The sequence below is a fragment of the Methylophilus sp. YYY-1 genome (assembly GCF_029132825.1).
GTDB classification, from domain to species: Bacteria; Pseudomonadota; Gammaproteobacteria; order Burkholderiales; family Methylophilaceae; genus Methylophilus; species Methylophilus glucosoxydans.
The window spans coordinates 1,190,914-1,204,036 of sequence record NZ_WOVG01000001.1; the positions used below are offsets into that span (position 1 = coordinate 1,190,914).

General features: G+C 49.0%; 12 protein-coding genes and 1 tRNA gene. 6 read left to right on the forward strand and 7 right to left on the reverse strand.

What is annotated here, in order from left to right; translation table 11 throughout:
* Positions 1-58: 58 nt before the first annotated feature.
* Together GOC95_RS05775 and GOC95_RS05780 are read left to right on the forward strand one after the other, a co-directional pair.
* Complete coding sequence (locus GOC95_RS05775; protein ID WP_275356267.1) at positions 59-277, forward strand: Com family DNA-binding transcriptional regulator; 219 nt, start codon at positions 59-61, stop codon at positions 275-277.
* Complete coding sequence (locus GOC95_RS05780) at positions 189-1,001, forward strand: DNA adenine methylase (protein ID WP_275356268.1); 813 nt, start codon at positions 189-191, stop codon at positions 999-1,001. Before GOC95_RS05775 ends, GOC95_RS05780 begins: the two co-directional genes overlap by 89 nt.
* 50 nt (positions 1,002-1,051) lie before the next feature.
* Here the strand turns inward: GOC95_RS05780 and GOC95_RS05785 are convergent, their stop codons facing one another.
* A complete protein-coding gene (locus tag GOC95_RS05785; RefSeq protein WP_275356269.1) occupies positions 1,052-1,825 on the reverse strand; it encodes a hypothetical protein in 774 nt (257 codons plus the stop codon).
* Between the two features lie 110 nt (positions 1,826-1,935).
* Here GOC95_RS05785 and GOC95_RS05790 point away from each other — a divergent pair, with 110 nt between their 5' ends.
* A complete protein-coding gene (locus tag GOC95_RS05790) occupies positions 1,936-3,804 on the forward strand; it encodes a hypothetical protein (protein ID WP_275356270.1) in 1,869 nt (622 codons plus the stop codon).
* Between the two features lie 498 nt (positions 3,805-4,302).
* On the opposite strand, the gene GOC95_RS05795 is transcribed toward GOC95_RS05790, so the two are convergent.
* Positions 4,303-4,378, reverse strand: a tRNA-Lys gene (locus GOC95_RS05795).
* A gap of 139 nt (positions 4,379-4,517) precedes the next feature.
* On the reverse strand, positions 4,518-5,879 hold the full coding sequence (gene ffh, locus GOC95_RS05800) for a signal recognition particle protein (RefSeq protein WP_194749092.1): 1,362 nt from the start codon (positions 5,877-5,879) through the stop codon (positions 4,518-4,520).
* A gap of 138 nt (positions 5,880-6,017) precedes the next feature.
* On the opposite strand from ffh, the gene ccsA reads away from it, so the two are divergent.
* Entirely contained in the window at positions 6,018-6,851 is an 834-nt protein-coding gene (gene ccsA / locus GOC95_RS05805) for a cytochrome c biogenesis protein CcsA (protein ID WP_275356399.1), read from the forward strand.
* A 33-nt stretch (positions 6,852-6,884) separates the two neighbouring features.
* Here the strand turns inward: ccsA and GOC95_RS05810 are convergent, their stop codons facing one another.
* From GOC95_RS05810 to pssA, 4 genes are all read right to left on the reverse strand, one after another.
* Positions 6,885-7,556 (reverse strand): HAD family hydrolase, encoded by a 672-nt coding sequence (locus GOC95_RS05810; RefSeq protein ID WP_275356271.1) that lies wholly within the window; start codon positions 7,554-7,556, stop codon positions 6,885-6,887.
* Positions 7,557-7,580: 24 nt separating this feature from the next.
* The gene (gene yedA / locus GOC95_RS05815) at positions 7,581-8,474 is read right to left on the reverse strand and encodes a drug/metabolite exporter YedA (protein WP_275356272.1); all 894 of its coding nucleotides are present in this window, start codon (positions 8,472-8,474) and stop codon (positions 7,581-7,583) included.
* 84 nt (positions 8,475-8,558) lie between these two features.
* Positions 8,559-10,091 (reverse strand): 2-isopropylmalate synthase, encoded by a 1,533-nt coding sequence (locus GOC95_RS05820; RefSeq protein ID WP_275356273.1) that lies wholly within the window; start codon positions 10,089-10,091, stop codon positions 8,559-8,561.
* Positions 10,092-10,216: 125 nt separating this feature from the next.
* Positions 10,217-11,005, reverse strand: coding sequence for a CDP-diacylglycerol--serine O-phosphatidyltransferase (pssA, locus tag GOC95_RS05825; protein ID WP_275356274.1), 789 nt, complete (start codon positions 11,003-11,005; stop codon positions 10,217-10,219).
* Between the two features lie 156 nt (positions 11,006-11,161).
* Between pssA and GOC95_RS05830 the strand changes: the two genes are divergently transcribed.
* Both GOC95_RS05830 and yajC read left to right on the forward strand, forming a co-directional pair.
* A complete protein-coding gene (locus GOC95_RS05830) occupies positions 11,162-12,352 on the forward strand; it encodes a tRNA guanosine(34) transglycosylase Tgt (RefSeq protein ID WP_275356275.1) in 1,191 nt (396 codons plus the stop codon).
* A 445-nt stretch (positions 12,353-12,797) separates the two neighbouring features.
* Positions 12,798-13,112, forward strand: a complete 315-nt coding sequence (gene yajC, locus GOC95_RS05835; RefSeq protein ID WP_194748613.1) for a preprotein translocase subunit YajC — start codon at positions 12,798-12,800, stop codon at positions 13,110-13,112.
* The last annotated feature ends 11 nt before the right edge of the window (positions 13,113-13,123 follow it).

Sequence of the window (13,123 nt, forward strand, 5' to 3'; positions counted from 1 at the left end):
TACGGATCAACCGAGGCCCTGCCACCCACGTGGGCGGGTCGATTATAAGGGCGACCGTATGCGTAGCACAAAGGAAAAAGCCACAGAGTTTAGATGTGGCAGTTGTAACCGTAAGTTGGCTGAAGGCTTGGCCATTAAGTTAAGTATCAAGTGTCCGCGTTGCGGACTCATTAATAGTTTTGAGCGTCATGAACGCCTGGATGATAGGAGTCATGATGCACGATCGATCTTTAACAAAACGGAAATCGCCCCTGGCATGGGTCGGGGGCAAGAGTAAACTCACCGGCACCATCATTCCACTGATACCGGCGCACAAGTGCTATGTAGAGGTGTTTGCTGGTGCCGCGTGGGTGCTTTTTAGAAAAGAACAAAGCAAGGTGGAAGTGATCAACGATATTAACGGTGATCTGATTACCTTGTATCGAGTATTACAGAATCACCTGGAAGAGTTTGTGAAGTACTTCAAATGGTCCCTGATCAGCCGCGATGAATTTGAACGCCAGCTGCAGGTAGCGCCACACACGCTCACCGATATTCAACGTTCGGTCAGATTCTACTACCTGGTACGTACATCATTTGGCGCTAAGGCTGTAAATCAGTCCTTTGGGGTTGCCAACAGCACTCCGCCAAGGCTTAACTTTAATCGTATTGCAGAGGACCTCACAGAGGCGCATTTGCGGTTAAGCCGAGTCACCATTGAAAACCTGAATTATGCTGAGCTGATTACCAGGTATGATGGCGAGCACGTGTTCTTTTATGTGGATCCGCCTTATTGGGATTGCGAGAGTGATTATGGCAAGGGCTTGTTCGATAAGACCGACTTCATTACACTACGTGACAAGCTGGCCAGCGCTAAGGGTAACTGGATGGTCAGCATCAACAACGTGCCTCAGATTCGCGAGCTGTTCGCAGACTTTCATATCCGTGAAGTCAAAACGTCTTACAGTATCGGCAATGCCGCTAATAAACCAGTTACTGAGTTGCTGATATCTAACTATTAAAAAATAGCCGGTAATGTTTGGTAAGTTTTGAGCTTACCAAACAATTAACTTTACTTTGCGTAGAGTGTCATCATCGGCATAAAAGTTACTAGTGGACGCTCCATGTTTTTATGGGTTCTTTCAAGAAGATTTGTACCTAAATTTTCATCAAATGTAGCCATGAGTTCAAATGTTATTTGTCTGACTGTGGCATATGCAATATTTGGCATTGCAGATTCTAATGGAGCATCGTTTGTTGATCCGAACATGTCTAAGTTATCGTGATATAGTTGATCAAATTTTACTTCTATTTCAGGATCAAGATGGTTGCCACCTTCTTTATTAGCAAGTGCTAGAACAATATCTTTTCTGGAAAATGTATTCCCATTTGAGACCTCAATAAATTTATCTTCCCACCATTCTGAATAACTCCTTACTGGTACCACACAATTATATTTTGGATCAGCTGGAGGGAATCTGTTTTTTACAAGAGGTGCTACAAATTTATACTCGTTATTCATAAATCCAGGAATAACCAATCCAGTATCAATTGGATGAAAGTTATATTTGAAACCTGGTGTAGCATTTTGATTTAAAGTTTGAATGAGTATATTTTTTCTTATGCCTGAATCTACATAATTTAATGACCTCAGCTTGTTCATCTGATTCAAAATTGAGTTACTTTTATTTGTTTGATGTAGCAAAGTCCTAAGTGTTGAACTTAAACGGATAGCCTCATTTTCCATACCTGCATCAAACGCTCTACATGATCTATATAAATAGTCGCAATTATGATTAAAGCTGTTTAAAATTTCTTGTTGAGTTCTTGGTCTTGTTCCAGCCATTTTTTACCTTTCACGAAAATAAATTTCCCCTTCTGACACATGTCAGAACCACAATTCTAATTGAATGATTACACCTAAACTATCTATATTGGATAGATATTGGAACAATCATGGCTTTAAAATTTGAGATCATCGGAAACAGTCTTGTAGTTACAGAAACAGCAGATGGCACGGTGAAATTGGAACGTCCGGCATCGGATGTGTTTGGGGTTTGTGAATTAAATCAATTCAAGATTTTTACAAGAACTCAGCGCAATGACATTTTGTTATCAGCTGATTATTCATCTCTGGTTGACTCAACTGGCGCAGCTTTAACAAAGTCAACATTGACCACTTTTTTCAGAAACAAACTGGGTTTTAATAAGGCTGGCTCGTCAGCCTTAACAACGATTCAAGGCACTTTTGATGTTGGCCAAACTTTAACTGCAGTTGTTGCTGATGGGGTTATTGCGACAGGATTTCAATGGTATCGAGATAACGCTGCAATAGCTGGCGCAACCAAAAGTACTTACCTTTTGCAGGACATTGATCAAGGAAAAGTGATAAGGGTAACTCTTACAGGGCTGGTTGTTTCATCAACCAATACTGATGCTACCCCAGCTTTAACGTCAGCGCGTCCAACTGCTATGCAAGCATCGCCGCTGGGCTCTGCTAACGGTGGCAAACGTAGCCTTTCTACGGCACATAATTCTAGTCAAATGGCTATGGCTGCGGCAGACACAACTGACTCAGTTGTCGAGTTTTCTAACGTATCTTTTTTTGACACTGCAACTACAGCAGAGTATGTATCACCAGATACGTTAGAGGTAAGAGGCTACGTTTTTACGCCAGGGGGAGCATATGGCGCCGATACCTGGTCACCTCGCACTTTTACTGGCCCTTTGGCGGTCGGCGCAACCGGTGCAAACATGTCTGCCCCCGCAACTGAGTCTGCCCTTTATTTGATTAAGTTTTCTAGCGGCGAATTGCGCTGGGCGACGTTAACCTTCAATAGTGCTGCAATTACGTGGCGAAAAGGTCTTAAACAAGCTGCTACCGAAAACTATGGCTTTAAAGCCCCTAACTCAAACTATTGGGATAGAACTCAGATTACAGAAAACGGTAATCCAGTCATCGTTTTGCCTGGCGGCGTCAAAACCTATAAACGTCTTGTGGTGCCAGGCGCTAAGCAGAAAAAAGGTATTCCAGCGTATGTTAACTGGTACGTGAATAAGCAAGGTGGCGGCACATTTATGCTTCCCGCACAGCAGCTTCCAAATGGTGAAGATGAATTATTTAATGGATTGCAGGAAGCTCTTTATGACAATGCAACTGATTACAGCAATCAGTATTTTGGTAAAGACCCTTGGCGAACAGGCACATACGGCACAGGTTCATTTAGAGGCATTCTGTCTGGTTTGAACCCTACTAACATGAGTTATCGTCCTGTCACGGTTTGGGGTGACTCGCTTATTTCTTTCCTGACATCTTATATGCAGGTTTGGCTGCATAAATGGGGTGTGCCAAACAAGATTATATCTAAAGCTGGTCAAGCGCCTGGTGACTTTGCAACCCAAAGTGTCATCCGCAAGCAAATGGTTGATAAAGGGGTGTTGATTATTCAACTTGGCATTAACGGACCGGACGTAAATGCAGTAAAAGCGCTGATTGCTTTGGGTAGAAGTCTTGGATTTACTTACATCATCTACATCCTGCCAAGTAATAAAACCTCATCTTCAAATGGCTATATTGATGAAGATGGGCAAACTCAGGACTTAGTAACAGGCCCATTCAATACAGCAATGAGAGCTTTGGAGGGGCAGCCTGATGGTCCAGATAGGATCTGGGATGGCAATGCCGCTGTTGCTGGTACTGATCCGACTAAACTTAAAGCAAATGCTAGTACTGATGGTACGCACTACACGACTCTAGGTCGTGATCTTCAGGTTAGTTATTTTGATGCTCAGAACTACATCGCAGACTTGGCGCTTCCAGCGTAGTTATTATTAAGATTCTTTATAATGCATTGGTTTCTGTATAGGGCAATTTAACTGCCAATTAAGGCCGTTAAATTTTTCCAAATAAAGTGCAAATTTACGCCAAATTTCGCGCGGCCTTACAGTTATGTAGTAGTGGATTATTTATAAGTCCCAAATCTTTGATGCTGTAATTACCTGCACTCACCGATGAACTGACTACTGCAAATGCTACAAAGATAGAAAAATTTTTAACTTGGTCAAGCACATTTCTTCCTTATTACTTCTTATTGAACTTTAGAATTTATTTGAAATAATGAAATATCAAAGTGAAAAGATTGTGAAACCAGCCTAGAAAACAAAAAAGACCCAAGGCGTTAACCTTGAGCCTCTCTAGAAATGGTGGCGCTTCTGTGAGTCGAACACAGCATCAACGGATTATGAGTCCGGCGCTCTCATTAAATATTTCGGTATGCTGAAAAGAAAAACGGCTCACATTTCTGCGAGCCGTCTTTTATATTTTGGTAGGGTGTGCGGGGATCGAACCCACGACAAACGGATTAAAAGTCCGCTGCTCTACCAGCTGAGCTAACACCCCATCTGTTTCTTGTCTGCCGCTTTGTTTTGCGTCAAATTTGAAAGAACGCGATTATGGAGGATGAATTAAATTTGGTCAATGCTGTTTTGGCTTTTTTTGTATAAAAAGTTTATTTTTTTATTCATCCCGATTTTTTGCTTTACATTCCGGGGAATTTTCCGCCCATCATGCCGCCCATGCCCCGCATCAGCTTGGCCATGCCACCTTTGCTGAACATCTTCATCATCTTTTGCGTTTCTTCAAATTGATTGAGTAGGCGATTGACGTCTTGCACTTGCACACCGCTCCCGGCGGCGATCCGTTTTTTGCGTGTGGCTTTAATCAGCTCGGGTTTGCGGCGCTCTTCTGCCGTCATGCTATTAATGATGCCTTCGATGCGGCGCATGGATTTATCCACGTCGTCGGTGTTGATCTTTTGCGCCATGCCGGAAATCTGGCTGGGCATTTTGTCCATGAGTGACGCCATGCCGCCCATTTTGCGCATTTGCAGCATTTGCGCTTTAAAGTCTTCGAGGTCAAACTTGGCGCCAGACTTGATTTTGTCGGCGACTTTTTGCGCCTCGGCCATGTCGACCTTTTTATGCGCTTCTTCAATCAGGCTTAAGACATCGCCCATGCCCAAGATACGGCCCGCCATGCGGTCTGGGTGGAATGGCTCAAGGCCATCCACTTTTTCGCTGACACCGATGAACTTAATCGGCTTACCGGTGACATGGCGCACAGAGAGGGCGGCACCGCCACGTGCATCGCCGTCCAGCTTGGTGACGATGACGCCTGTCAATGGCAGAGTTTCGCCAAACGCTTTGGCGGTGTTGACGGCATCCTGGCCTTGCATGGCGTCGACTACAAACAAGGTCTCAGTGGGCTTGAGGTAGGCATGCAGGTCCTTGATTTCAGCCATCATGGCTTCATCAATGGCTAAACGACCGGCCGTATCAAAAATCACCACATCGTAGTAATTCTTTTTGGCTTGATCCATGACCTGCGCAGCAATGTCCAGCGGCTTTTGCTGTGGGTTGGAATCAAAGCAGTCGATCTCGAGCTGTTTGGCCAGCGTTTGCAGCTGGGTAATCGCCGCAGGGCGGTAAACGTCGGCACTGGCCAGCAGGACTTTTTTCTTTTGCTCTTTGAGCAGCTTGGCCAACTTGCCTGAGGTGGTGGTTTTACCTGCCCCCTGCAAACCTGCCATCAAAATCACCACAGGCGGCACAGCGGCCAGGTTAAGGCCGACGTTGGCTTTACCCATGAGCTCGGTGAGTTCATCATTCACCACCTCAATCACGGCCTGGCCGGGGGTGAGGCTTTGCAATACGTCGCGGCCATTAGCACGCTCTTTCACGCGCGCAATAAAGTCTTTGACTACCGGCAGGGCCACGTCGGCCTCCAGCAGGGCCATGCGGACTTCGCGCATGGCATCGGCAATATTATCTTCAGTCAAACGGGCTTGGCCGCGCAGGTTTTTAATCACGCCCTGCAAACGGCCGGTCAGGTTTTCCAGCATGGAAGGCCTTTCTTTCATCATTCATGAAATTTGTATAAAGTGATTTTACATCATGGTGGGGCAACCCTTGCAATAAAGCGCATGCATCCGGCGTTTGCGCGGCAGTAACCCTAGGCGAATGCAATGAGTTTTGCCATAATGCCAAGCATGACTCAACACCTGCTACCTTACCTGATTGTCGCGTTTGTCTATATGGCGGTGGCGCTCGATTACTGGCGCATTGCCAAACAGGGCAAACCGGTCGATGAAAATGCTTTTCCGTTTCAACTGCACGGCGCGATGGTGGCGCTGGGGCTGGTCATGCATGGCGGCCTGCTCTATCGGGATATGTTTGCTATCGGCTCAGTCAATTTGGGGGTGTATTACGCGCTTTCGGCGATTTTATGGCTGACGGTGTTGATTTACTGGGTGGCCGATTTAAAACATTCATTACACAGCTTGCAGGCCTTCGTCTTGCCGCCTGCCGCGCTTTGCATGCTGATGCCAGGCTTTGCGGTGACAGACTATTATGTGGATACCCACGGCTTCACCCTGTTTAACCTGCATATCCTGATCGCCATACTGGCTTACAGCCTGTTTACCTTTGCGGCGCTGCATGCGTGTCTGATGCGCATGGCCGAGCGCGCCTTGCACCAAAAAAACAGCTGGCTGGCGCTGCAAGGCTTTCCACCGTTACTGGTGCTGGATGCGCTGCTGTTTAAAGTGTTGCACGTGGGCTTTGTCTTGCTGACGATTACCTTGATCAGCGGCATGTTGTTCAGCGAAGAAATTTTTGGCAAACCCTTGCAGTTCAACCACAAAACCGTGTTTTCGATTGCCTCATGGATGATCTACGCCTGGCTGCTGTTCGGGCGCTTTAAATATGGCTGGCGGGGCAAAGTCGCCACCCGCTGGACGCTGGTGGGCTTTGTCTTGCTGCTGCTGGCGTATATAGGCAGCCGTTTTGTGTTACACGTGGTGCTGGGGCGCTAACTATTAAGCGCCTGCCAGCATATACGGCTCTTTTTAGTTTCGCAGACTGATGATAGGCCAGCCTTGGCCTTGCGCGTAGGCGGTAAGCGTAGGGTCTGCATCCACCGCCACCGGATTGGTCACCAGCTTCATGAGTGGCAAATCGTTGTGTGAGTCACTGTAAAAATAACTTTTCTCAAAATCGGCCAAGCGCTGACCACGTGCAGCCAGCCACTCGTTCAGACGCGTCACCTTGCCTTGCTGAAAGCTGGGCGTGCCACTGACGCCACCGGTATATTGCCCATCCACCATTTCAGGATCGGTGCCGATCAAATACTCAATGCCGTAAGCGGTGGCAATCGGCTTGGTGACAAAACTGTTAGTCGCGGTAATGATCATGCACACATCGCCATTGGCTTTGTGCTGGTTGACCAGGTCTTGTGCTTTTTGCGTCATCATCGGGCGGATAACGTTGGTCATATATTTTTTATGCAGCTCATCCAGAAACGCTTTGGGATGTTGCGACAAAGGCTGCAACTGGAACTTGAGAAAAGCATAAATATCCAGACAGCCGTTTTTATAGTCTTCGTAAAACTGCTCGTTGCGCGCCTTGTGCTGCGCGCCATCCAGCAGGCCTTCACTAATCAAAAACACGCTCCAGTTATAGTCGCTATCCCCTGCCAGCAGGGTGTTGTCCAAGTCAAATAAGGCCAGGTTTTGTTTCATCACGCTTCATTTCTTTAATCAACATTAAACAATCTGTTCATCGGGCACGGCTTCTTTGGTTGCCGTCAGCACTAAAAAGACGCCGACCAGAATCACGGCCAGCGAAATATATTCCATGAGGTATATCTGTTCGTCGGCAAACCAGACGCCGACGACAAAGGCGACCACCGGATTGACAAAGGTGTTGCTACTGGCGACCAGGGGACGCACATGATGCAATAACCAATGGTAGGCAGAAAAAGCAATGATAGACCCAGGCACGATCATAAAGCCTAGCGCCACCCATGCCCGGGGCGACACCTGCGCAGGCATATGCTCGCCAAAGGCGATACTGAATAAAAACGCAATGATCCCGCCACACAACATCTGGCTAGCGGCACCCATGAGCCCGGAAGGCATAGACAAATGTTTGCCCCAGACCGATCCCAATGACCAGCATGCGGCTGCAAACATCAGCAAGCAGGCACTGACCCAGTCGCCTTGCAGGCTACCACGGGTATTCAGCAATAAAATACCTACCAGGCCAATCGCAATGCCCAACCATTCGCGGCGGCTGATTTTGTGCCCCCACAGGCTGGAGAAAATCGCCATCCAGATGGGCGCAGTCGCAATCGCCAGCGCTGCCACGCTGGAGGACACATGCAGTTGCACATGTGACACCGTCCCATTGCCCAGCACGGGCAACAGCAGGCCAACCAAGGCCGCTCCACGCCACTGCAAGCGTGTCGGCGGCGCATGCCCGAGCAAGCGCAAACTGACATATAACAGGCTACCGGCTATGGTAAAACGCAGCCCCACCATCACAAAGGGCGGAAAGCTCTCAATCGCATACTTAATCGCGAGGTAAGTTGAGCCCCAGATAAAGTAGGTACAAGCCAGCGCAATGGTCACCAACAACCAATGATTTGTTTGCGTCATTGCGGCTTGCCTTTCCAGGGTGTCATGGTTGAAAAAAGAAAACGCTTGTTACCCGCAGGCAACAAGCGTTGGTTCAGAGCCTGCTTACACTTGCGGGTTCAATTTTTCTGCTTTTGCATACAGCTTGTTGAGGCCATTCAGATAAGCTTTAGCGGAGGCGACGACAATATCGGTATCGGCGCCCTGACCGTTCACGATGCGCCCACCCTTAGATAAACGCACGGTCACCTCCCCTTGCGCATCGGTACCACTGGTGATGTTGTTGACCGAATACAGCAGCAACTCGGAATCACTTTGCACCACGTTTTCAATCGCCTTGAAGGTCGCATCGACCGGACCACCGCCATTGGCTTCGGTACGCTGCTCGCTACCATCCACACTCAGGGTCAAAATCGCGTGCGGGATCTCGCCGGTTTGCGAGGCCACTTGCAAGTAGCTCAGCTTGAACATTTCACGACTTTCCTGAACCACTTCATCACTGACCAATGCATGCAAATCCTCGTCAAAGATTTCCGATTTTTTGTCAGCCAGCTCTTTAAAGCGCGCAAACGCCGCATTGAGCGCGTCTTCACTTTCGAGCTCAATGCCCAACTCTTTCAACCGGGTTCTAAACGCATTACGGCCAGACAGTTTGCCCAGCGTCAATTTATTTGCACCCCAGCCCACGTCTTCGGCGCGCATAATTTCATAGGTCTCTCGATGCTTGAGCACGCCATCCTGATGGATGCCAGACTCATGCGCAAACGCGTTGGCACCGACAATGGCTTTATTCGGCTGCACAGGATAGCCGGTGATGGTAGACACCAACTTGGAAGACGGCACGATTTGCGTGGTATCAATGCGCGTGTGCAGATTGAAGATATCGCTACGGGTTTTAATTGCCATGACGACTTCTTCTAGGCTGGCATTCCCGGCGCGTTCGCCCAGGCCGTTGATTGTGCACTCGACCTGACGTGCACCATTCATGACCGCTGACAGCGAGTTGGCGACCGCCATGCCGAGGTCGTTATGGCAATGGGTAGACCAGACCACTTTGTCCGCGCCCTTGACGCGCTGGATCAAGGTGGCAAAGCGCTCGCCCCACACCGCCGGCAGGCTGTAACCCACCGTATCCGGGACGTTAATGGTTTTGGCGCCTGCTTCAATCACGGCCTCAAACACGCGCACCAGAAAATCAATCTCTGAGCGTACCGCATCTTCCGCAGAAAACTCGACATCCTCAGTATACTCACGCGCCCATTTGACTGCTTGCACAGCACGCTCAACCACCTGGTCTTCCGTCATGCGCAGCTTGTTTTCCATATGGATTTTGCTGGTGGCAATAAAGGTATGGATACGGCCACGGACGGCATGCTTGATCGCCTCGCCGGCACGGCGCACATCGTTTTCACTGGCTCGTGCCAAGGAGCAAACGGTAGAGGTTTTAATCACCTTGGCGATCTCGGAAATCGCGTCAAAATCACCGGGGCTGGCGGCAGCAAACCCGGCTTCAATCACATCCACGCCCAATTTCTCCAACTGGCGGGCAATGCGGATTTTTTCTTCTTTAGTCATCGCCGCGCCGGGGCTTTGTTCTCCGTCACGCAACGTGGTATCAAAAATAATAATTTGTTCCATGAATATTCCTAATCTGACAGCAGGATTTTACCCGCTTGTCCTTTAAATGACTATAACCGCGCCCACACCGCAGGCGTCAAATAAAAAACGCGCTTACCCAAGCGCGTTTTAGAGAAGACTCTGCACTAGGCAGTATTTTTGGATTGCAGCCGCTCGCGTGCCCACATGTAATAGCCAGACAAGGCATACACGAACACCACGCTAAACAACACTTCTGGCGGGCTGTATGAAATCAGCACAAAGGCCATCACCACCGCCAGAATGGCTACGAACGGCACCGAATGTCTGAGGTTGATATCCTTGCCGCTGTAGAACTTGAGGTCAGAGACCATAGAGCCTGCGGCAAAAATAGTGATAAACCAGGCAATCCATTTCACCTGCAAGGCGCCAAAGAAAATCTCGCGGCCATCGATATTGTATTCATAAGACACCCAGACAAAGCCGGCAATCAAGGCTGCTGCGGCCGGACTTGGCAAGCCCTGAAAGTAGCGCTTGTCCTGAAAGGGATCATCCAGCTTGGTATTGAACCGGGCCAGGCGCAAGGCGGCACAGGCGGCATAAATAAACGCTGCAATCCAGCCCAGCTTGTTCATGGGCTGCAAGGCCCACACATACATGATGAGCGCCGGGGCGACCCCAAACGACACCATGTCCGCCAGGCTGTCATATTCAGCGCCAAACGCACTTTGGGTATTGGTCATGCGTGCCACACGGCCATCCAGGCCATCCATCACCATGGCAATAAAAATCGCAATCGCTGACTGCTCAAAGTGCTGGTTCATCGCCTGCACGATCGCGTAAAAACCGCCAAATAGCGAAGCTGAGGTAAACAGGTTGGGTAGCAGGTAAATCCCGCGCTGCCGCAGGGTGGTGTGTTGTTCGCGTCTAGACTGGCGGTTTTGTGATTCAACCATAAGGAACTTTTCAGAATTGCAGAATACCTGCATTGTTGCGGGCAATCACAAAAAATGCAAGCGTGCCCCCAGCATGCAAGCGGGTTTTCTCCGCAAGAAGCAAGTATCCCGGCTGTGCTAAAATAGCGCTTTATTTAAGCCAGTTATCGCGCGTTCATGCAGTTTTCCTTACACAATACCGACGGCCTAGCTCGCCGCGGCACCGTCAGCCTGCCCCATGGTGAAGTCCAAACCCCGGCCTTTATGCCTGTGGGCACGTATGGCACGGTCAAAGCCATGTCTCCACAGGAGCTCGATGAGATTCAAGCCCACATTGTGCTCGGCAATACCTTTCATTTGTGGTTGCGGCCAGGACTGGAAGTGATTGCAGCACATGATGGCCTGCATAAATTCATGGGCTGGGATAAGGCCATTCTGACCGACTCAGGCGGTTTTCAGGTATGGAGCCTGGGTGACTTGCGCAAAATTACCGAAGAAGGTGTCAAGTTTCAGTCCCCCATCAACGGCGACCGCTGCTTTCTGACACCTGAAGAGTCCATGCGCATCCAGCGTGTACTCAACAGTGACATCGTCATGATTTTTGACGAGTGCACACCCTACCCGGCCAGCCATGATCAGGCGCGCAAGTCGATGGAACTCAGCCTGCGCTGGGCACAACGCAGTCGCGATGCATTTAATGTCTATCAGACACACACCATCGCGCATACCTTGACCCTGCAGGGTGGCCAGGAACAGGTTGCACAACTGCGTACCGAGCATCTGCCCACCAACGGCAATGCACTTTTCGGCATCATTCAGGGTGGCATGCATGAAGACCTGCGCGATATCTCACGCCAGGGCCTGGAAGCCATTGGCTTCGATGGCTATGCCATTGGCGGCCTCTCGGTCGGCGAACCCAAAGAAGACATGTTACGCATCCTGGCACATACTGCGCCACAAATGCCTAAAGACAAACCTCGCTACCTGATGGGCGTCGGCACCCCTGAAGACCTGGTGGATGCCGTCAGCTATGGCATTGATATGTTTGACTGTGTGATGCCCACCCGTAACGCCCGTAATGGCTGGCTGTTCACGCAATACGGCGATGTGAAGATCAAGAACGCTAGTTACAAAACGGATACACGCCCACTGGATGATGAGTGTGAGTGCTATACCTGTCAGCACTTTAGCCGTGCCTATTTGCATCATCTGCACCGCATCGGCGAGATTCTTGGCGCACGTTTGAACACCATCCATAACCTGCATTATTACCAGGTGTTGATGCAAGGCATGCGGGCGGCGATCGAAGAAAACCGCTTTAAGGCGTTTAAGGCCGAATTTGCCCGGAAACGGACAGAGAAGCGTTAAGAACAGCTCCATGCTTGTAGAGGTGAATGAAACACTTAAGCATAAGCTGAATCGATGATCGATTTATTTCGCCTTTAGGCGACCGTTCTTTCTTATGCTTGTCCATCAGAAAGAAAGCAAAGAACACGACACCCTAGCTTCCGCTTATCCCCTCCGTTGCTCGCCAAAAAAAGCGGTCACGAAACTCGACCTGGCAGCTCACAAAATGCGTGAGCCGCTGCGGGACTCGAACAGTCGCTCCCTTTACTAACGCTCATGCTTCAATCATAACCAAGCTAATATTACCCTCGTCTAGATTCCGGCCACTGCCAGAACGACAACGCTCATAAAACGCATTTCAGCAAATAACGCCCTTTCATCCTCGAATCACACCCCGCCATTTATTCTTCTCTTGCCTGTGCTAGAATCGCGAGTTACTTATTAGATTCATTCAGGAACAAGTATTATGTTTATCAGCAATGCCTATGCCGCTGGCGCGCCAGCCACCGACTTTATGAGCTTTTTGCCTATGGTGGTCATTTTTGTGTTGTTTTATTTCATGCTGATCCGCCCACAAGTCAAGCAGGCCAAGCAGCATAAATCCATGCTCGAAACACTGAAGGCAGGCGATGAAGTGGCGACCAACGGCGGGATTGTCGGCAAAGTGACTAAAGTCAGTGAAAATTTTGTCAGCATCGAAATCGCGGCCAATACCGTGGTGCATGTACAGAAACACACTGTGCAGACCTTGCTGCCTGCTGGCACTTTAAAATCGATTTAACTGTTATCCAT

Bases quoted from the DNA above. Each gene is read 5' to 3' on its own strand.
- GOC95_RS05820 (WP_275356273.1), bottom strand. From the start codon at position 10,091: ATGGAACAAATTATTATTTTTGATACCACGTTGCGTGACGGAGAACAA.
- ccsA (WP_275356399.1), top strand. From the start codon at position 6,018: ATGCCAAGCATGACTCAACACCTGCTACCTTACCTGATTGTCGCGTTT.
- ffh (WP_194749092.1), bottom strand. From the start codon at position 5,879: ATGCTGGAAAACCTGACCGGCCGTTTGCAGGGCGTGATTAAAAACCTG.
- pssA (WP_275356274.1), bottom strand. From the start codon at position 11,005: ATGGTTGAATCACAAAACCGCCAGTCTAGACGCGAACAACACACCACC.
- GOC95_RS05810 (WP_275356271.1), bottom strand. From the start codon at position 7,556: ATGAAACAAAACCTGGCCTTATTTGACTTGGACAACACCCTGCTGGCA.
- GOC95_RS05780 (WP_275356268.1), top strand. From the start codon at position 189: ATGAACGCCTGGATGATAGGAGTCATGATGCACGATCGATCTTTAACA.
- yedA (WP_275356272.1), bottom strand. From the start codon at position 8,474: ATGACGCAAACAAATCATTGGTTGTTGGTGACCATTGCGCTGGCTTGT.
- yajC (WP_194748613.1), top strand. From the start codon at position 12,798: ATGTTTATCAGCAATGCCTATGCCGCTGGCGCGCCAGCCACCGACTTT.
- GOC95_RS05830 (WP_275356275.1), top strand. From the start codon at position 11,162: ATGCAGTTTTCCTTACACAATACCGACGGCCTAGCTCGCCGCGGCACC.
- GOC95_RS05785 (WP_275356269.1), bottom strand. From the start codon at position 1,825: ATGGCTGGAACAAGACCAAGAACTCAACAAGAAATTTTAAACAGCTTT.
- GOC95_RS05790 (WP_275356270.1), top strand. From the start codon at position 1,936: ATGGCTTTAAAATTTGAGATCATCGGAAACAGTCTTGTAGTTACAGAA.
- GOC95_RS05775 (WP_275356267.1), top strand. From the start codon at position 59: ATGCGTAGCACAAAGGAAAAAGCCACAGAGTTTAGATGTGGCAGTTGT.